Source organism: Pseudomonas sp. ok272 (assembly GCF_900109995.1).
Taxonomy (GTDB): domain Bacteria; phylum Pseudomonadota; class Gammaproteobacteria; order Pseudomonadales; family Pseudomonadaceae; genus Aquipseudomonas.
Window position 1 is genome coordinate 314,262 of the sequence record NZ_FOCB01000002.1, and the last position, 18,310, is coordinate 332,571.

General features: G+C 60.3%; 17 protein-coding genes. 6 read left to right on the forward strand and 11 right to left on the reverse strand.

Annotated elements, in window-relative coordinates:
* Positions 1-11: 11 nt before the first annotated feature.
* The 4 genes from BMW74_RS04255 to BMW74_RS04270 all read right to left on the reverse strand — a co-directional run bounded on the left by BMW74_RS04255 (position 12) and on the right by BMW74_RS04270 (position 5,951).
* A complete protein-coding gene (locus tag BMW74_RS04255; RefSeq protein ID WP_093414117.1) occupies positions 12-1,613 on the reverse strand; it encodes an ABC transporter substrate-binding protein in 1,602 nt (533 codons plus the stop codon).
* A 105-nt stretch (positions 1,614-1,718) separates the two neighbouring features.
* Complete coding sequence (locus tag BMW74_RS04260; protein WP_093414119.1) at positions 1,719-3,212, reverse strand: aldehyde dehydrogenase family protein; 1,494 nt, start codon at positions 3,210-3,212, stop codon at positions 1,719-1,721.
* The gene (locus tag BMW74_RS04265; protein WP_093414121.1) at positions 3,209-4,315 is read right to left on the reverse strand and encodes a mandelate racemase/muconate lactonizing enzyme family protein; all 1,107 of its coding nucleotides are present in this window, start codon (positions 4,313-4,315) and stop codon (positions 3,209-3,211) included. The genes BMW74_RS04260 and BMW74_RS04265 overlap by 4 nt, the downstream gene beginning before the upstream one ends.
* Positions 4,296-5,951: a GMC family oxidoreductase gene (locus BMW74_RS04270; RefSeq protein WP_093414123.1), complete on the reverse strand. Its 1,656-nt coding sequence runs from the start codon at positions 5,949-5,951 to the stop codon at positions 4,296-4,298. The genes BMW74_RS04265 and BMW74_RS04270 overlap by 20 nt, the downstream gene beginning before the upstream one ends.
* Positions 5,952-6,088: 137 nt before the next feature.
* Here BMW74_RS04270 and BMW74_RS04275 point away from each other — a divergent pair, with 137 nt between their 5' ends.
* Positions 6,089-6,982 carry a LysR substrate-binding domain-containing protein gene (locus BMW74_RS04275; protein WP_093414125.1) on the forward strand — a complete coding sequence of 298 codons (894 nt, stop codon included), beginning with the start codon at positions 6,089-6,091 and terminating at the stop codon, positions 6,980-6,982.
* A gap of 124 nt (positions 6,983-7,106) precedes the next feature.
* On the opposite strand, the gene BMW74_RS04280 is transcribed toward BMW74_RS04275, so the two are convergent.
* Together BMW74_RS04280 and BMW74_RS04285 are read right to left on the reverse strand one after the other, a co-directional pair.
* Positions 7,107-7,460, reverse strand: coding sequence for a hypothetical protein (locus tag BMW74_RS04280; RefSeq protein ID WP_093414127.1), 354 nt, complete (start codon positions 7,458-7,460; stop codon positions 7,107-7,109).
* Positions 7,461-7,694: 234 nt separating this feature from the next.
* Complete coding sequence (locus BMW74_RS04285; protein WP_093414129.1) at positions 7,695-8,573, reverse strand: putrescine utilization regulator PtrR; 879 nt, start codon at positions 8,571-8,573, stop codon at positions 7,695-7,697.
* Between the two features lie 100 nt (positions 8,574-8,673).
* On the opposite strand from BMW74_RS04285, the gene BMW74_RS04290 reads away from it, so the two are divergent.
* Positions 8,674-10,065, forward strand: a complete 1,392-nt coding sequence (locus BMW74_RS04290) for an aldehyde dehydrogenase family protein (protein ID WP_093414131.1) — start codon at positions 8,674-8,676, stop codon at positions 10,063-10,065.
* A gap of 67 nt (positions 10,066-10,132) precedes the next feature.
* Here BMW74_RS04290 and BMW74_RS04295 read toward each other — a convergent pair whose 3' ends face one another.
* Positions 10,133-10,771, reverse strand: coding sequence for an alanyl-tRNA editing protein (locus tag BMW74_RS04295; RefSeq protein ID WP_093414133.1), 639 nt, complete (start codon positions 10,769-10,771; stop codon positions 10,133-10,135).
* A 77-nt stretch (positions 10,772-10,848) separates the two neighbouring features.
* On the opposite strand from BMW74_RS04295, the gene BMW74_RS04300 reads away from it, so the two are divergent.
* On the forward strand, positions 10,849-11,001 hold the full coding sequence (locus BMW74_RS04300; RefSeq protein ID WP_093414138.1) for a DUF2986 domain-containing protein: 153 nt from the start codon (positions 10,849-10,851) through the stop codon (positions 10,999-11,001).
* A 687-nt stretch (positions 11,002-11,688) separates the two neighbouring features.
* Here the strand turns inward: BMW74_RS04300 and BMW74_RS04305 are convergent.
* Entirely contained in the window at positions 11,689-12,042 is a 354-nt protein-coding gene (locus tag BMW74_RS04305) for a hypothetical protein (protein WP_093414143.1), read from the reverse strand.
* A 289-nt stretch (positions 12,043-12,331) separates the two neighbouring features.
* Here BMW74_RS04305 and BMW74_RS04310 point away from each other — a divergent pair, with 289 nt between their 5' ends.
* Entirely contained in the window at positions 12,332-12,514 is a 183-nt protein-coding gene (locus tag BMW74_RS04310; protein ID WP_139208366.1) for a hypothetical protein, read from the forward strand.
* 480 nt (positions 12,515-12,994) lie between these two features.
* Here the strand turns inward: BMW74_RS04310 and BMW74_RS25610 are convergent, their stop codons facing one another.
* From BMW74_RS25610 to BMW74_RS04325, 3 genes are all read right to left on the reverse strand, one after another.
* Entirely contained in the window at positions 12,995-13,888 is an 894-nt protein-coding gene (locus BMW74_RS25610) for a CatB-related O-acetyltransferase (protein ID WP_305881713.1), read from the reverse strand.
* Between the two features lie 74 nt (positions 13,889-13,962).
* Positions 13,963-14,253 carry a hypothetical protein gene (locus tag BMW74_RS04320; RefSeq protein WP_256562521.1) on the reverse strand — a complete coding sequence of 97 codons (291 nt, stop codon included), beginning with the start codon at positions 14,251-14,253 and terminating at the stop codon, positions 13,963-13,965.
* Between the two features lie 535 nt (positions 14,254-14,788).
* Positions 14,789-15,082: a hypothetical protein gene (locus BMW74_RS04325; protein ID WP_093414148.1), complete on the reverse strand. Its 294-nt coding sequence runs from the start codon at positions 15,080-15,082 to the stop codon at positions 14,789-14,791.
* A 563-nt stretch (positions 15,083-15,645) separates the two neighbouring features.
* On the opposite strand from BMW74_RS04325, the gene BMW74_RS04330 reads away from it, so the two are divergent.
* On the forward strand, positions 15,646-16,776 hold the full coding sequence (locus BMW74_RS04330) for a PAS domain-containing protein (RefSeq protein ID WP_093414150.1): 1,131 nt from the start codon (positions 15,646-15,648) through the stop codon (positions 16,774-16,776).
* Positions 16,773-18,209, forward strand: a complete 1,437-nt coding sequence (locus BMW74_RS04335) for a sigma-54 interaction domain-containing protein (protein ID WP_093414153.1) — start codon at positions 16,773-16,775, stop codon at positions 18,207-18,209. The genes BMW74_RS04330 and BMW74_RS04335 overlap by 4 nt, the downstream gene beginning before the upstream one ends.
* Positions 18,210-18,310 lie beyond the last annotated feature (101 nt).

The following is an 18,310-nucleotide window of genomic DNA, read 5'->3' on the forward strand; positions in this document are numbered from 1 at the left end:
GCTGCGCCGTCTCATACGAACCACCAGCGCTCGGCGGCACGCAGGCCGTCCAGGTCCCAGTTGCTGGCCAGTTTTTCGTGGCCGATGCGGCGCGAGATGCCGTCGACGTAGTTGGCGAACAGCGGGATCAGCGCGCCGCCATCGTCACGCAGAATGCCCTGCATCTCGCCGTACATCTCGCGGCGCTTGGCGTCGTCGAGTTCGGAGCGCGCCGCCAACAGCAGGGCGTTGAATGTATCGTTGTCCCAGAACGTTTCGTTCCAACTGGCGCCCTTGCCGTAGACCAATGAGAACGCCCAGTCTGCCGTGGGCTTGCCGCCCCAGTAGTCCATGCTCCAGGCCTTCTTCATCCAGACGTTCTTCCAGTAACCGTCATTGGGTTCACGCACCACGTTGATGTTGATACCGGCCTTGGCCGCGTGCTCCTTGAACAGCACGGCCGTGTCCACCGCACCGGCAAAGGCCGCGTCGGCGGCGCTGAGGTCGACCGTGAGCGTGCTCATGCCCGCCTGCTTGAGGTAGAAGCGCGATTTGTCCGGGTCGTATTCGCGCTGGGCCAGTTGCGGGTCGAAGTAGCGATAGCCGGAACTGATCGGGTGATCGTTGGCGACTTCGCCGTGGCCGTGGAGGATGGTCTGCAGCATGGTCTTGCGGTCCAGCGCATGCTTGAGGGCCATGCGCACGTTGCGGTCGGTGAACGGTGCCATGGTGGTGTTCATCGGCAGGCTGTAATGCTGGCCGCCGTTGATCGAGGACACTTCCAGGGCGGTGTTGCGCTTGAGCAGGTGCACGGTCTTGAGGTCACAGCCGTTCATGGCGTGGATCTCGCCGGTACTCAGGGCGTTGGTGCGCGCGCCGACGTCGGCGATCACCAGGAACTCCACCGAGTCGAACCAGCCGCGATCGGGCTTCCAGTAATTGGGGTTGCGCTTGACCAGCGTGCGGACGCCCGGATCGAAGGCTTCGCGGATGTAGGCGCCGCAACCGATCCCGGCCGTGGCATCGACCTTGCCATCCTGGGACGGCATCACCGGCAGGTGGTAGTCGGAGAGCAGGTACGGGAAGTCGGCATTGCCGCCGCTCAGGGTGATGACGACGGTGTCCTTGCCCTCGGTCTTGATGTCGACAATCGGCGCCAGCAGGCTATTGGCTGCGGACTTGGAATCGGCGCCCCGATGGTGATTGAGCGAGGCCACGACATCGGCCGCTTCCAGGGACTTGCCGTTGTGGAACTCAACGCCGGGGCGCAGCTTGAAGGTCCAGACCTTGGCGTCGGCGGAGGGCTCCCAGGTCTGCGCCAGCTCGCCGATCAGTTCACCGCTGTTGGTGACTTCGGTCAGGTAGCTGTGGATCGAGTGGCCCACCGACTGCATGTAGTTGTCGCCGAAGGTGCCGGGGTCGAACGAGTCGGTGGTCGAGCCGCTGGCAATGCCCAGCTTGAAGTTGCCGCCACGCTTGGGGCTCGCGGCCGGCGTATCGGCCCAGGCCTGGCCGGGAAAGCTGGTGGCCACAGCCATGCTCGCCCCCGCCGCGAGCAGGCATTGCATGAAGGTACGTCGATCAATTCGCCCTTGTTGCAGGCCCCGTGTCAGCTCGTCAATCAGTTTGCTCATGAGGTGTCCCCGTTATTGGCTGTTTTATCAGGAGTTGTCACGGCGCCTTGCTTGCACAAGCAGGCGCCGGACCCACGCACGTGTCGCCGTCCCTCTTACCACGCTTTATATGCGCGCCGTCACCGCCTTGACCCGGCAATAACTGCGCAGGCCTTCCAGACCCTTCTCGCGGCCGAACCCCGACAGCTTGTTGCCGCCAAACGGGGTCTCGATGCCACCGGCAAAATACTCGTTGATGTAGACCTGGCCGGCGTCGATGTCCCGGGCCAGGCGCAGGGCCTTGGTGATGTCGCGGGTGTAGATGCCCGCCGCCAACCCGAAGGGCGTGCCGTTGGCCAGTTCCAGCGCATGCTCGATCGAGTCGGCGACCTGCACCGACAACACGGGACCGAAGATTTCTTCCTGCACCAACCGATCATTGGGACCGACGCGGTCCAGCAGCGTCGGCGCAAAGAACCAGCCCGCGCCACTGTCGGGGTCGGTCAAGCGGGTGCCGCCCGCCAGCACGCCGATCTTGCGGGTCTTGGCGTCTTCGACGTAGGCGCTGATCTTCTCCAACTGTTCCAGGGAACTGATCGCGCCGATGCTGGGATTGCGCAGGCCATGGCCGACGCTCAACTGGTTGGCCCGGGCCGCCAGGCGCTCGACGAACTCGGCATGCAGGCTGCGCTCGATCACCAGCCGTGAACCGGCCGAGCAGATCTGCCCGGCGTTGGAGTAGATGGCCCACAGCGCGTCTTCCACCGTGGCCTCCAGGTCGCAATCCTTGAGCACCACCATCGGCGACTTGCCGCCCAACTCCAGGGTGACGCTGGTGATATTGCGCGCAGCGGCCTGCATCACCGTGCGCCCGGTTTGCACCGAACCGGTGAAGGTCACGTGTCGGACCTTGGGGTGGGCCACCAGCGGCGCGCCCACTCGGGCACCGGTGCCGGTGATCACATTGCACACACCCGCAGGCAACCCGGCCCGGTGCAGGATCTCGGCCAGCAGCAGGGCCGTCAGTGGCGTTTGCTCGGCCGGCTTGAGCACCGCTGTGCAGCCCGCCGCCAGCGCCGGCGCCAGGCCTCGGGCGGCGGTGGAGAACGGGTAGTTCCAGGGGATCACATGGGCGGTGATGCCCACCGGTTCCAGGCTGGTTTGCGCCATATAATCCGGGCCCAGGGCCATGGTCTCACCGTGCAACTTGTCGGCAGCGCCCGCGTAATACTCAAACACCCGCGCCGCTGAGCGCACGTCGCCCTGGGCCTCGGCCAGGGTCTTGCCGTTGTCCAGGGTCTCGATCACCGCCAGGCGTTCGGCGTTGGTCCGGATGCCCTCGGCGGCGCGGTACAGCATGCGGCTGCGCTCGGCGGGCGTCGCCTTGCCCCACGGGCCTTTGCTCGCCCGCTCGGCGGCGGCCACGGCGTGCTCGACGTCCTGTTCGTCGCCGGCGGCGAAGCGGGCAAAGGCCCGCCCCGTGCCGGGGTCGAAGGTTTCCATTGACTCGCCACCGGCAGCCGCGCACCACTGGCCGTCGATCCAATGCGCAGACGGCAAACCGGCCAACGTGCCGCTGGCGAAGTACTCGGCGATCAACGCCTCGGTTTCAGCACTCATTTGGCCACCTCGCTGACCTGGTAGGTGGAGCGTTCCAGCCACTGCGGCGAGACCTCGATGCCCCAGCCCGGCGCATCACTGACCGTCACCTGACCGTCTTCGACGGTGTAGGGCGACTCGACGAACAGGCCGTCCTGCCACGGGTAATAATCCAGGCCTTCGATGGACAGCTCCAGGTACTTGCCGGCGTTGGGGATGGCCTTGAGGTAGTGCATGGTGAACAGGGTCACCAGCGACAGGTTGGCGCTGTGGGGCGTCACGGGCAGGCCCGCCTCGGCGGCCATCCGTGCGACCTTCATCGAGCGGCTGATGCCGCCCAGGTACAGGACGTCGGGCTGCACCACATCGACCGCGCGCAGGTCGATCATCCGCCGCCAGGTCGCCAGGTCGCAGTCCTGCTCGCCGCCGGTGACATCCAGGCGCAAGGCATCGGTGACCTGCTTGGTCTGCTCCAGCTCCCAATACGGGCACGGTTCCTCGAAGTGCTCGATGCCGTAGTCCTGCAACATCCCGCCGACCTCGATGGCGCGCTTGGGCGAGAAGCCGGAGTTGCCGTCCACCAGCAACGACACCCGGTCCCCCAGTACCTGGCGCACCTTGGGCACGATCTGCTCGGTGCGTTGTGGCCACTCATCGATGTCGTGGCCGCACTCGGCGCCCACGCGGAACTTGAACGCATCAAAACCGTAGGTATCGCGCAGGCGCAGCAGGCGCTGGGCTTCGTCGGCGGCGCTGATGTCACGACGCATCGACGAGGCATAGGCGCGCAAACGGCCGGGGGTGCCGCCGAGCAGCTCGACCACCGGTTTGCCTTCGACCTTGCCGCGCAGGTCCCAGAGGGCGGTGTCCAGGCCGGCCATCGCCCGGCACAGGTAGGTGCCGGGGAATTTGTGCTCGCGCTCGGGGATCAGGCTGATCAAACCGTCGATGTCGAAGGCGTCGGCCCCCAGCGCCCACGGTGCGACCTGGCGGTGGAACACCTGGGCGCTGATGTCGGCGTTGTAGGTCGACAGCTGGCCCCAGCCAATCGCCCCAGTGTCGCTGGTGACGCGGACGAACCCCACGTAGGGATCGCAGAATGTTTCAAGCTTGCTGATGCGCATCACGCCTCTCCATTGTCTTGTTGTCGGCCAGGATCAGGTCGGCCGCTTTCTGCGCGACCATGATGGTTGGGGCGTTGGTGTTGCCCGAGGTAATCGTGGGGAAGATCGAGGCGTCGACCACCCGCAGCCCGTCGAGTCCGTGTACCCGCAGTCGGTTGTCGACCACCGAGGTGCGTGGGTCCGGGCCCATCCCACAGGTGCCGACCGGGTGGAACACCGAGCCGCAACGTTGGCGGAAGTCTTCGAGGATTTGCGCATCGGACATGCTGCCCAGGTCAGGCTGGATGACGTCCTTGATCAGTCCGCGCAGGGCTTGGGTGCGGACCATCTGCTGGATCAGCCGGCCACCGCAGATCACTGCCGCGACATCCTCAGGCGCAGACAGGTAGTTGGGGCGGATCTGTGGGCCGACGCGCGGGTCGGTGCTGCAAATGTCGATCCGGCCACGGCTTTTGGGGCGGCAGGGCTGGAACGAGATGATGAAGCCGGCGAAGGGGTCGGGGTTCATCAGCGGGCGCTTGCCGGCGGGCGCCGTCGAATAGGTCACGGGATTGAAGTACAACTGGGTGTCGGCGCAGGTGCTGCGGGCGTGCGAGCGGACAAACCCGCCGGATTGGTTGACGCTGACGCTCAAGGGCCCTTTGCGGGTCAGCACGTAGCGCAATCCGGCCCAGAGCTTGCCATGCAGCGGGTACAGCAGGTTGTTAAGGGTAGGCTCGGTGGCCTTGTAGTAGTAATTGATGCCCAGGTGGTCCTGGAGCGCGCCGCCGACGGCGGGGTTGTCCAACAGCACCGCGATGCCGTGACGCGCCAGCAGGTCCGCCGGCCCGACCCCTGACAGTTGCAGCAACTGCGGCGAGTTGACCGCCCCGGCACTGAGGATCACCTCGCGGCGGGCACGCACGGTGATCATCTGCCCTTCCCGCTCGAAGGCAACGCCCACCGCTCGCCGGCCTTCGAACAACACCCGGTGTACCAGCGCCTGGGTCATCAATCGCACATTGCGGCGCTGCAACGCCGGGCGCAGGAACGCGTCGGCGGCCGAGCAGCGGATGCCTTTGTAGGTGTTGATCTGATAGGAGCCCACGCCTTCGGGGTGGCTGCCGTTGAAGTCGTCGGAGTACGGCAGGCCCAGTTCTTTGGCGGCGGCGAAGAAATGGCGGCGCAATGGATGCAGTTGGGCGGAGACATCGGAGACATACAACGGGCCACCCTGGGCGGCGTTGCCCTGGGCGTCGACCCGCCGCTCGGAGCGCTGGAAGTACGGCAGCACATCGGCCCAACCCCAACCGGCGTTGCCTCGTTGCGCCCAGCCATCGAAATCCACCGGCAAACCACGGCAATAGACCATCGCGTTGATCGAACTGGAACCGCCCATCACCCGCCCGCGCGGCCAGTAGCTGCGGCGAGCGGCGATGGCCGGCTCGGGTTCGGTCTCGTACTTCCAGTTGACCCGCTCGTCGAAGAAGGTGCGCCCGTAGCCGATCGGCATTTTGATGAAAAAGCGCCGATCACTGCCCCCGGCTTCCAGCACCAGCACCTGGGCCAGCCCGTCGGCGGACAACCGGTCGGCCAGTACCGAACCTGCCGAGCCGCTGCCCACGATGATGTAGTCGTACTCCCCCGCAACCGCCATGTGCCTTGCCTCTCGAATGCCCGCAAACCGTATTTGTTGTTATGGCCTACTTGTCCGGGCCCATCATTTGCGTAAAGCTGCTTCAAGACAAACAAGCAAAATATGGCCTTTGGGCCAAAAATATTTAAGGCTCAGTCATGTCCTATAAATTGCCCCACCTGCCTTGGCTACGCACCTTCGAGGCCGCCGCCCGCAGCCTGAGTTTCACCGCCGCTGCCGAAGACCTGCACATGACAGCGGCGGCCGTCAGCCTGCAGATTCGCTCGCTGGAGCAATACCTGGGGTTCCAGTTGTTCGAGCGACTGCCCCGTGGCGTGCGGCTCACCGACATGGGGCTGGCGTACCTGCCTTCGGTGCGCAAGGCGTTCGATGAGCTGGCGGTGTCCACCGTGGGGCTGTTCGGCAGCCGGGGCGACTGCTCGATCACCATCCGCTCCACCGCCGCGTTCGCAGTGCTCTGGCTGGCGCCGAAGCTGCACTCGTTCATCGAGGCGCATCCCACCATTGAAATCCGCCTGTTGGCCGACATCTGGGCCAACGCCCAAGGGGCTGACCAGAGCGCTATCGATATCCGCTTTGGTGACGGTCATTGGGAAGGGTTCGAGGCCGAGTTGATCCAGAAAGAAGCATCGATCCCGGTGTGCAGCCCGCTGTGGCTTGCCCGGGCAGACTCCACCGAAGCGCTGGCGGCCTTGGCACAACACAACCTGATTCACATCATGGGGTGTGAGGACTTATGGACGCGCTGGTTCCGCCTGGCCGGTATCCCGGATACCAATGGTGCCAAGGGCTTGCAGGTCGATACGTCGCTCACGGCCCTGGAGCTGGCCGCCGCCGGGTCGGGCTTCGCCCTGGTGCTGCGCAGCCTGGCCCAGTCCTACATCGACTCTGGCCGACTGATTGCGCCCTTCGACGGTGAGCTGCCTATCGAGCAGGCCCACTACCTGCTGCACCCCAGGGCGGGCAAGCGGCAGAGCCCCGAAGTGTTGTTCTTTCGACAGTGGCTGCTGGAGACGGCACGGGGCAGCTAAGACGGTGGGCGGTGTGAGGGTCTCTTCGCGAGCAGGCTCGCTCCCACAAGGAGTCCGTGATCGGACGTAACGTTTGCGCACGCCGAATACCCTGTGGGAGCGAGCCTGCTCGCGAATGCGGGAATCAAGGTAACGTCAGTGTCACGATATAGGCGCCTGACTGCACGTGCTTGCCCGTGGCGTCTACCAGGATGAAGCGATCGCGCTGACGGCTATCAGCCTTGAGCTGGACGTTGGCGGTCGAGTTACCGACGGGCGTTACACTGCCGAGGGGACGCGCGCCCGGGACACTGATGCCGTTGCTGCGCGCGATCATCGGACAGCCCCGCAACTCCATCGCCGCGCCCTCGGCACGCTGGGCAACACAGCCCACCTCAACGATGCTCCCCTGGAAACGAATGACCCCCGAGGCGCCACCCTGGGCATCGACCATCACGCAAAACAAACCTGCCACGACCAACCCATGCTTGACGTTCATAGCGACATTCCTCTGGTAGTTAAGGACGTTGTCGCCAGATTGCTCGCAGACTTTAGCTATATCGTGACTGGGATCTGTTTGTTCTTTCCTGGCTCACCGGCCGTCACACAGGGGCGGTAAAGGTCTCGCGAAGGTCACACCGCTCACTTCTGCTCCACACCCTGGTGGGTGATGCAATGAAAGGCCGAACGGTTGTGCCATTCACCCGCGTAATCGACGGCGCCAACCCTGCAGTCACACGGGCTCCGGCACCACGCCCTGTTCTTCCAGCAAGCGCACAAACATGGTCAGGCTTTGCGACACCGTGCCCCGGCGCCACACCAGCCACGTGCACAAGTAACGAAAGGACGCCGACAGCGGCCAAATACTTACCGTGGTGCAGCCTGGCATGCTCTCCAGCATGCTACGCGGCATGAGCGCCAGGCCGGCACCGGCGCTGACGCAGGCCAGCATGCCGTGATAGGACTCCATTTCGAAGATCTTGCCTGGCACTGCCGCGTCCTTGGCGAACCAACTCTCGAAGTGGTGGCGATAGGAACAGTTAGAGCGGAAGGCATAGATGTTTTCGCCGTTCACCTCCTGGGCACGGTGGATCGGCGGATGGTTGAGCGGTGCGATCAGCACCATCTCCTCCTCGAACGCGGGCACGCCTTCCAGGGCCGGGTGCAACACGGGGCCATCGACAAACGCGGCGGCCAGGCGACCCGACAGCACTCCATCGATCATGGTCCCCGAAGGGCCGGTGGAGAGGTCCAACTCGACCTTGGCGTGCTTCTGGTTGTACGCCGCCAGCAGCCCGGGAATGCGCACCGCCGCCGTGCTTTCCAGCGAACCCAAGGGGAATGATCCTTGAGGCTCCTCACCTGCGACTGTGGCGCGGGCTTCCTGGACCAGGTCGAGGATCCGCCGGGCATAGTCCAGGAAACTCCAGCCTGCCGGGGACAGCCGCAAGCGGCTCTTCTCACGGATGAACAGGTCCACTCCCAGGTCCTGTTCCAGTTGCTTGATCCGGGTCGTCAGGTTCGACGGCACTCGGTGGATGTGCTGGGCGGCGGCGCTGATACTGCCGTGCTCGGCCACGGCCTTGAATATTTCGAGTTGAACCAGATCCAATTCATTCTCCAAACGTGAACGACATGCTCAGCATTATTCAGTTTCCAGAACGCAAACACCACCGTAATCTCGGCCCATCCCCACCCCGCAGGACGGTGCCATGAGCCAAATCAGCAGCCTTACCCATGCCATTTCGATCAACCCCACCACCGGCGAACAGGTTGGCCATTACCCGTTCGAATCCGAATCGGCACTGCAGGCCGCTCTGGCCCGCGCCGCCGCGGGTTTCCGCGTCTGGCGCCAGACACCTGTTGCGCAACGTGCGCAACGGCTGGTCGCCCTCGCCCAGGTCCTGCGCGACAACGCCGCCACGATGGCGAACATGATCACCGTGGAGATGGGCAAGCCCATCGCCCAGGCGCGGGGTGAAATTGAGAAGTGCGCCCAACTCTGCGAGTGGTATGCCGAGCACGGCCCGGCGATGCTGACTGCCGAGCCAACCCTGGTTGAGGGCGGCAAGGCCCGAATCGAGTACCGCGCGCTGGGGCCGATCCTCGCCGTGATGCCGTGGAATTTCCCGATCTGGCAAGTCCTGCGCGGTGCCGTCCCGGCGCTGATCGCCGGTAACACCTACGTGCTCAAGCATGCGCCCAACGTCATGGGCAGCGCCTACCTGCTGCTCGACGCCATCAAGCGCGCCAACTTCCCGCACGGCGTGTTCGAGGTCATCAACGTCACGCCTGAAGGTGTCTCCACGGCCATTGCCGACCCGCGCATCGCCGCTGTGACCCTGACCGGCAGCGTACGAGCGGGCATGGCCATCGGTGCGCAGGCCGGTGCGGCGTTGAAGAAGTGCGTCCTGGAACTGGGCGGCTCCGACCCGTTCATTGTGCTGAACGATGCTGACCTGGACGAAGCGGTCAAAGCCGCCGTGATTGGCCGCTACCAGAACACCGGGCAGGTCTGTGCCGCCGCCAAGCGCCTGATTGTCGAGCAAGGTATCGTCCAGGAATTCACGCGCAAGTTCGTCGAAGCCACGGGCAAACTGGTGGTTGGCGACCCACTGGCCGCCGACACGTACATCGGTCCAATGGCGCGTTTCGACCTGCGCGATGAACTCGATCAACAGGTGCGCGACACCTTGGCGGAAGGCGCGACATTGTTGATGGGCGGGAACAAGGCCGAAGGCCCTGGCAACTTCTATGAACCCACGGTATTCGGTGATGTGACCGACCAGATGACATCTTTCAAACAAGAACTGTTCGGCCCGGTGGCGTCAATCATCACCGCCCGCGATGCGGCTCATGCATTGCAGTTGGCCAACGACAGTGAGTTTGGCCTGGCCTCGACCCTTTACACCGCCAATGTCGAGCTTGCCCAGCAGATGGCTGGCGAACTGGAAACCGGGGGCGTGTTCATTAACGGCTACTGCGCCAGCGACCCGCGGGTCACCTTCGGTGGCGTGAAGAAAAGCGGGTTCGGCCGGGAGTTGTCGCACTTCGGCGTGCGCGAGTTCTGCAACGCCCAAACGGTGTGGCTGGATCGACGCTAATCACCACCTCATCGCCAGGGCTTCCGGGTCCTGGCAATGGGAGGCCAACAGCCCGGGTGAGGCATGGCTAGGCCAGCGTGATCTCGATTCTTTCCTTGCCCTTGCCGATGTTCTTGCGCTTGAGCTTGATCCCGCCAATTTCCGCCGTGGTCCGAGGATGCGTTCCACCACAGGCCATCGTGGCGAACCCCTCGACTTTCCAATAACGGCGCTGACTCGGCTCATCCTCAAACGCGGTGATGATTGGGCTGCCAGCGTTGACCAGCCCGGCAGCCGCTTGCTCAAGCTGGGGAAAGAGCACCGCAATACTGCCGTCCCTGGCAAAGTCGATACGGGATTTGTCCTGCGCAATGTGGGCACCGATTCGCTCGATGCCGGGGCAGTATTGATAGACGCATTGCAGGATCATTTCCGCGGCAAAATGAAGCCGCATCAGCCTATATCGACGATCCCAATCGATGTGTACGTCCACAACCGCCCCAACCCGCAGCTCATGGGGTTCGGCAAGCGTGTAGACGATATCCAGCCCGTCCTTTCTCGCCTCAAGCACCGGGTACGCACCGATAGTGCCGCTATCGCTTTCCTGCCCGCCGGAGAACGCGTAGAAAATGGTTTGCTCAAGCCTGACTTGCTGGCCGCTAACGCCGGTCACCCGGGTTGTCAGTTGGGTTTGATAGGGATCGTCCCAAAACAGCTTTTGAGTCATGGCTACCGCCTCCTCGAAATGACCGCTGGCAAATTCTAAACTGATATCATTTGGCAATTTACACGCTGAGTAGAAGCATGAATCGTCAGAAGAAAATAAAGCAGTTGCTAAAGGCTCACGCCAAAAAGGCCAGCGCCAAATTGGCACCGGTCAATAAATCCAAATACATTAGTAAAGCTGACCGATTGAAACTGGCGGCTGAGCCCGATCAGGATGCACCATGTATCTGACGTGCCGCAGAGGCATAACCGGTGGACAGGTAGAACGTGGTACGTATGTCCGCTTGATCGCCTCCGAAAGCTGGTCACACTGCGCCTGATCCCCGCCCTTGGCGGCACCAGCAACTACCGCCAATTCATGTGAGTGCTTCACCCGCATCATGTTTGGGAAAAAAAGACTGGTCACATTAGGAATTTTCTTACGGGTCGGGGAATATCTAGAGCGTAGGCTAGAGTCACCAAACCCAATGCTGAGAGACCGACCTTGATGCAATATCTGATCTTCATCACTATTGCGGCAGTCGTAGCCATTCTTGGCTTAGCGTTATTCGGCTGGTATCGCCACTTGCGTGACGATGAGGATGACCTTTTGTAGCCGGCTCTCGATGTGCGTACACCGGTACCCGATAACTCTATCGACCTAACTTCCGCACATAGTCCTGACAGGCCGCCAGGGCAAACAGTCCTTGATCGCCGGCTTCGGTGATTCCAAGAGCTCTCCGAGCAAGAGCTGAGCACGTCGGGTGCGGACTCCTTCAGCATCTGGTTGTCGCAGCGCTTATTTCTGCACGGCCCAATCCTTTTCAACTCTGAAGGATCTGCACTTTGGGCAAATGAGTCCTAGCTTCACCGTGCGACTGAATCGATGCTCACATTTCTTGCACCGGAAGAAATACGGAGGACCCGGAATAAAACGGCTCATGCCTGCTTCTTTTTCAGCACCAACTTTCCGGGCTCGCAAGAGACTTCCTCATAATCCTTGAACAAAGCAATGATGAGGCCCAAGCCCAAAGAGGCGGCGGCGATGATGGCTGCGATTTCAAAACCCGTCAGGGCGGCTACTGGTGCAGCTGCGGCCATTGAGAGACCTCCAGTAAAAGGAATGGCCGCAAGCGCTGTGCCCAGCAGGGCGATAGTGATAGCCCCCGCCGTGGCTACCTTCTTGGATCTTTTGAGCTTGTCAGCAAGGTCCCCCTCTACGATGATCTGTACACATCCAGCGTTCTTGGCAGATTCAAGATCAGCTTTTGTTCTCACGGTGACGGCTCGCATGCTACTTCCCTATTCGTTTTTTTAATCCGCATGAGCATGAACAATGCCACGCCTTGCAACCCTGATCTAGGCCATTTCATCACACGTCGGGCAAATTGTTACTGACCGCCCGTGACCGCTGTCAGCAGCTCCCACTCGTAACCGATTCGTTGCCAACGCTCAGCCAGCGCCAGCAGAGAAGGCGTAAACGTCGGCTTATTGATATCTCCATTCCAGCCGGCGCTCCCGCTGGCCATAGCACTTGGCAGACTGACCCAGATGTTCGCGCACTTGCAGATGGCGGATGCCCGTGACCGAGGAAGTGCTGGCGCCCTCCGCCCAGGCCAATGTCGAGAAAGGCGAGCGCGTTACGGTTGTCCTCACGGCCCCCCCTGAGAGTCTTGCCTTTGCATTTCTCCAGGCGGAAAAACCGCGTTCTGAGGGTCATTGGTCAGAAAAAATCAATGCCCAGATGCAGGGCATCAATCTGTAACTATCGTGAGTTATACGGATGGAACAGCAGAAGGAATCAAACAATGATCTGGATCACCACCACCTGTATCGTGATAGCTGCCAGCACCTTCATCGGTGTGCTGATCAACACTTGGCTGATTCACTTGAACAGCAATCAGGAGCTTCACTAATTTGTGCCATCCACTTTAGCGAATTAGCCAACGCCACCGATAACGTGAAGAGCCACAGCCCAGAGCTGATAAAGCCGATCTAGGAAACCATGAGTGGCGACTATAACGGGAATCCCTAATTGGCCAGAGCCTCATAGACTCGCCCGCACGTCACTCCCCTGCCCCGGCTTTGATCAGCATCGGCCGCCAGGTTTCCCGCTCGTTCGTCAGCGCTAGAACACGTTGCCAAATACCAGGACTGCGCGGGTATCCATGGGGCCGACTGATACCCCTCCGACGAGTAAAAATCAAACAATCTGAAATGACGAATTTGTACAAGAACGCCGGGATTATCGATATTTTTCCAGAAAGGCCGGTAAATTGGACATCATGAGAGGCAGCCGTTCATCGAGCGTCAAATCGTCCCAATTCCACCACGCAACTAGCATCAAGTTATCGATAACTTCGGGCGTGTGGCGATACTTCAGGACCTTCCCTGGATTCCCGCCATAAACAGCGAACGGAGGTACGTCCTTGGTCACGAGGCTATGAGCGCCGATTACGGCCCCGTCACCTATCGTGACGCCCGATAGGATGGTCGCGCCATAGCCAATCCAAACATCGTTGCCGATACAGACATCACCTTTTGAAACATGGTCTCCCTCGGTAAATCCTCGCATCGAAGGCCAGAACTTAGCGAGGGTGGCGAAGGGGTAGGTGGTTACACCATCGATCCGATGATTACCTAGAGCGATCAGAACGCCAGCGGCAATGGAGCAGAACTTACCAATATGCAGTTTCGCGCAGGGATTCTCGATGACCTTTGGAGCACCGTAGGAATGATCGCCGATAGTCCAACCAAACTTTTCAATATCAGCCTCGAGCATTTTTGCCGTTAGCTTGTGGTGGCGCTGACGATTGTGAAATCCCCCGTCAACCTGGCGAAGCTGATGGACTATTTTCAGCTCCGGACGTAGTAGAAAATCGCCTTCCAAGACGATTTTTCCATCCGTTTTGGTAACTCGGTTGAAGATAGTGCTCGGACGCCCATCGCGTGTGAGCAGGGCTACATCACCTTCAAATAAAGCCCAGCTAGATTCATTTTTGTGGAGGTAGCCATCAATGATTCCGCCCGGCAATAAGCGAACCCGCGCGACTTCATGCGATCCGTCTGCCCGACAGAACTGAAAGGTGAAGTTGCTTAGATTTTCTTTAGTTGATATGTGTGGAATGAAGGTTTCCATAGCCCGAGGTCGCTATCCGTATGATTGAGGGGGATGACAGACAGCCTTGTCTCCCCCGAAGGCGCGCAACAATATCAGATCGAGGATAGTTCAAGGGCTGCTAGATGTAGATGCGATTCGATCGTCGACATCCGTGCACCACTACAGAGCGCCTCATTCACCTGATCGTCGAGCGCCTTGCCGATTGATGAGCGCCACCGATAACGGGTCGATTCCGGCTTGCCGTCGTTGTCCCGACTCGTGATGTCGTGCCAAGCGGTCGGCAGCACTGCGGCGGAACGTTTGCCCTCGGCACCGACAACTTGCGGAGTGGCCCAGATCAGCACCGCGAATTCCCAGAACCGTTTCGCCGCCGGCGTCTTCACTGGATTCGGCAGTTCCAGGATGGCGCCATGCTTGCGCTCTTCGTGAGTGGGCTTGCGCCCTGCTCTTCAGCTTCTCCTTGCGGACCTTGTTCTCCCGACGCGCTACATCTGCCGCCGCCGCTTCCAAGCACGAGGACAGCATCTGAGCCATAGACTGCCGCGGATCCAGCACTACCGCCTCCTATCTGCTGTAACCCTGGCCCCCATCGTAGTAGCGCCCATGATCATGGTCATGTCTATGCCCACCATCATGCCAGTAAGGCCAGCACCCACCGAGTAGCAGCGCGGCTGACAGCACAAAGATCCAAACAGTTGTTCTTTTCATTTGAGCGTCTCCAATCAGACAAAGCCTGACCTTGTTTTAGTTTGATCCGCTCCAGCAGGAGAGGTTCAAGCCTGGCCACTGCCTTCTCCCTAAACCCCGACACCACCCGCACTCTCGCTAGCACTTCCCCTGGCCGGGTGTGCAGGTAAGCTCGCCCTGCCGGGCGTGCCATAGAAAAACCCGCCGAAGCGGGTTACTGTAAAAAGTCGTTTACTCAGCGAGCGCCGGCAGATCTACATGGCAGTGTTTGCACTTGATCGCCTCGTTTTCTACCAACTCAGCGCATGACGGACATTTCCTATAGCGCCCGGACATATCTAACTTTCTCGCAATATCGCTTCTTTTATCGGCAATACCCAGAGGAGGAAGAAACCAAAGGGCAATAAGTGCAAAGACGGACAAAAAGAATCCGAGAACCACCCAACTGACAACGTTTCTGCCTTTTTGATTTGCGTAATAACCGCTCAGAACTGCAACAGCAATCCAGATGATGAGATATTCCATGACGCCTCCTTGTTGATGGAGGCAATCTACCACTATCCACCGGAAGCACCAAAACCTAACCAGCCCGGCCACTGAAAACCAAAACCGTGGGTTCGAACTGAACGGCGCCCAACCCGCACGCCTTGGTTAGACAATCACTGGCGTTTTCACACAGCCTGTGTCGATTGCTGCTATCGAAAACGAACCTGCCTTCGGGGCCATATTCACTGTCTGTTCCTACGTATGCCGGTGTCTCACTATTACTACGGGAGCGCATCGAAGGCGATGCCTGAATCACGTTTTTTTGCCTAATGGTTGGCACACGACCTCGCCAGGCAAAACATGGATTAGGCACGACGCTACCGGTGGGCAGTGGACGTAGGGTGAGGTCATAAATAGAACTAAGCTGACTCTCCAATCGCTGCAAAAATGCACATTACGCTGCAATATCACAGCGATCATTCACTCACGGGACGTCAAAGCTCAATGTTTACAAGCCTTTTAGTTGGCATGCGATATGCCCGGTTTTACTTGTCTGAGTGTTTCAACTCAATCCCCATAAGCCAAATCGAGCCAACACATCGATGGATACCCTGAATTTACTGACTAGCAAACTGCAGCCCCTTTCAAGCACCGTAAGTGCTGACGGGCAACTCGTCAGTCTGTCCGCCAGCCTGAGCGATAAATTGGGGTATGCACCAGAGGAGCTGCTGCATCAGCCGATTGAACGTATCTACAGCCTCGAGTCAGTGCGTGCCTTGCGTTTGCTGTTCGCCAGTCCTCCTGCCGATGAGCAAGTCCAGAGCTTGGAGCTGACCCTGCTTCGCCACAATGGCGGTCTGCTGCCAGTGGTCGCCTGCGGGTTTATGGAGTGGCGCTCAGTTCAACCGGCGCGCCTGCACCTGCTGAAGATTCCGCTTGGGTCGCTGGGCCATCGGCTGCGGGAAATGCACAACGCCAATGAAGTAATGAGTCAAATGCTGCAGAGCGCAAAGGTTGCCTACTGGTGCATCGAGTTCGTCGAGGCGGTGGACATCAACACGTCTCCTGACGAAATCGTTCGCCAGGTTTTCGAAAACGACTCCCACTGGCGATTGTGCAACCGGGCCATGGCGGACGTGTATGAAATGCCTTCGGATGTCGACTTCAACCAGCAACCGGTTCGTCTTTACTGGCCTCGCAGCCCGGCCAACGAGGAGTTCGTGCGACGCTTGATCGAAGCCGGTTTCAGCGTCGACTGCGCGCTCTCGGTGGATCGGCGTCACGATGGTTCACCGGCCTACGTCGAGAACGATGTACGCGCAACCATCGTCAACGGACATCTACTGCGCATGTGGGGCAGCATTCGCGACGTCAGCCAGGAATTGCGCATGCAGCACGACGCCGAGCAGCGCATCGATGCCTTGCGCCGGGTCTTCGATGCGGTGCCGGATGCGGTGCTGGTGATCGACGAACACCTGCAACCACAATGGCGCAACGCAGCCTTCGAAGAGACCTTTGGCATTACCCATGGCGCCGGTATCGCTCGACTGCTGCTGGATAATGCCCTGCCCGAGCGCACTTGGCACAGCCTGCCACTGCCTGATTTGAGCGGGCGAGAATTGAACTTCAATGTGCATTGTTCGCGCATCCTGATTCGTGAAGGCGTGGCCTGGCGGGTCGCGGTGTTTCGCGAAAGTCAGGGCGCGCGTCGTGCGCAAGAATTGCACCCATGAAAGACAAGAACCTGCCACCCGCACTGCAGATGGGCATGCGCTCTTCAGTCAATGTCAGCAGCGAAGTCCTCGGGGCATTGCTGGAAACACCCGCGTTGCACGCCTTACTCGACAGCTTCGGTGAAGCACTGATCGTGACAGACGGTGAAGGTCGCGTGCGTTTTCTCAATCTGGCCGCCGAGCGCATTAATCGACTGTCCAAACAACAAGCCGTCGGGTTGTCCGACAGTGAGTTTTACCAACGCTCGGCATTGAATTACGACGACTTACAGGCTGCACTGAATCGCGGCGGTAACAGCGCCTTGACCCGATCACGAGAAGGCCGGAATCTGCTCAGCAGCGCCCACGCCATCCCCACGGGCGCCTACGAAAAACCGTTCAGAATGTTGACTCAGAAAGACTTCGACGGTAGTCAGCCGCAGCGTCGAGCATCGCTGGGAAACCGGCCAGCGGAGCCGCAGGGTCTACGCGACCCCCAGGACAGTACCCTCCACCTGTCACCGCAGCTATCAAGCATCGCGGACACCGGCGTGCGCGCTTTCCGACGTCGCGCACGGCTGTTACTGCTTGGCGAACCCGGCGTTGGCAAGACCGCCATTGCGCGGCATATCCACCGTGCAGCCGGCTGGGGTGATCGCCCTTTTATTCACGTTAACTGCGGGAGCATTCCAGAGAGTCTGTTCGAGTCGGAGATGTTCGGCTATGAACGCGGCGCTTTTACCGGCGCACTGCAGGGCGGCAAGCAAGGCTATATCGAAGCGGCTTCTGGCGGAACCTTGTTCCTCGATGAAATTGGCGAAATCCCCCTGCATGTCCAGGCCAAGCTGCTGAAATTCCTTGAGGACAGTACCATCCAGTCGGTTGGCTCGCCCCTGAGCAAAACGATACAGGTGCAAGTCATTGCGGCCACTAACAAGGACCTGCATCACCTAGTGAGCATGGGTGAGTTTCGCGCCGACCTCTACTATCGCCTCGCCGTCCTGCCGGTAGAAATTCCGCCGTTGCGCCAGCACCGGGATGACCTACCGTTTCTCATCGACATCCTGTTAAGCCGCATCAATGGCGATCGCGAGCCCTCACTGAGTCTGTCTGCGGGCTGCCGGAAGCGGCTGATGGGCTATGATTTTCCGGGCAATATCCGCGAGCTGGTGAATATCTTTGAACGGCTGGCGGTCCTCGCCGACGACGAAGCGCAGGAGCATCATTTGCCGGCTGAATTGCTCGATCCGGTGCGCTCTCAGGAACGTTTGAAGCCCTCGGCTGCGCGCGATGAACCAGAGAACGATCCAGAACAGAATCTCAAGCTTCAAGTCCAGCATTTCGAACGCCAAGTCATTCTCAGGGCCGTGCATCTATGCGGCAGCAAGCGCAAAGCTGCTCAGCACCTGGGCATCGACATCGGCACGCTCATCCGCAAGCTTCAACGCGACTGACCCCCCGACACAGGGACGTGTCCCCCCTTCTTTTTGCATAAAACGCTGCAAAAACGCCTACACGAGTGGCTATTTTTGCCTGTACCTCACGCCAAGAGTTA

What these genes read in the sequence shown, in the direction of transcription:
- BMW74_RS04335 (WP_093414153.1), top strand. Translation starts at nt 16,773, where the DNA reads ATGAAAGACAAGAACCTGCCACCCGCACTGCAGATGGGCATGCGCTCT.
- BMW74_RS25610 (WP_305881713.1), bottom strand. Translation starts at nt 13,888, where the DNA reads ATGGAAACCTTCATTCCACACATATCAACTAAAGAAAATCTAAGCAAC.
- BMW74_RS04300 (WP_093414138.1), top strand. Translation starts at nt 10,849, where the DNA reads ATGAATCGTCAGAAGAAAATAAAGCAGTTGCTAAAGGCTCACGCCAAA.
- BMW74_RS04325 (WP_093414148.1), bottom strand. Translation starts at nt 15,082, where the DNA reads ATGGAATATCTCATCATCTGGATTGCTGTTGCAGTTCTGAGCGGTTAT.
- BMW74_RS04265 (WP_093414121.1), bottom strand. Translation starts at nt 4,315, where the DNA reads ATGCGCATCAGCAAGCTTGAAACATTCTGCGATCCCTACGTGGGGTTC.
- BMW74_RS04330 (WP_093414150.1), top strand. Translation starts at nt 15,646, where the DNA reads ATGGATACCCTGAATTTACTGACTAGCAAACTGCAGCCCCTTTCAAGC.
- BMW74_RS04255 (WP_093414117.1), bottom strand. Translation starts at nt 1,613, where the DNA reads ATGAGCAAACTGATTGACGAGCTGACACGGGGCCTGCAACAAGGGCGA.
- BMW74_RS04275 (WP_093414125.1), top strand. Translation starts at nt 6,089, where the DNA reads ATGTCCTATAAATTGCCCCACCTGCCTTGGCTACGCACCTTCGAGGCC.
- BMW74_RS04290 (WP_093414131.1), top strand. Translation starts at nt 8,674, where the DNA reads ATGAGCCAAATCAGCAGCCTTACCCATGCCATTTCGATCAACCCCACC.
- BMW74_RS04295 (WP_093414133.1), bottom strand. Translation starts at nt 10,771, where the DNA reads ATGACTCAAAAGCTGTTTTGGGACGATCCCTATCAAACCCAACTGACA.
- BMW74_RS04280 (WP_093414127.1), bottom strand. Translation starts at nt 7,460, where the DNA reads ATGAACGTCAAGCATGGGTTGGTCGTGGCAGGTTTGTTTTGCGTGATG.
- BMW74_RS04305 (WP_093414143.1), bottom strand. Translation starts at nt 12,042, where the DNA reads ATGCGAGCCGTCACCGTGAGAACAAAAGCTGATCTTGAATCTGCCAAG.
- BMW74_RS04270 (WP_093414123.1), bottom strand. Translation starts at nt 5,951, where the DNA reads ATGGCGGTTGCGGGGGAGTACGACTACATCATCGTGGGCAGCGGCTCG.
- BMW74_RS04260 (WP_093414119.1), bottom strand. Translation starts at nt 3,212, where the DNA reads ATGAGTGCTGAAACCGAGGCGTTGATCGCCGAGTACTTCGCCAGCGGC.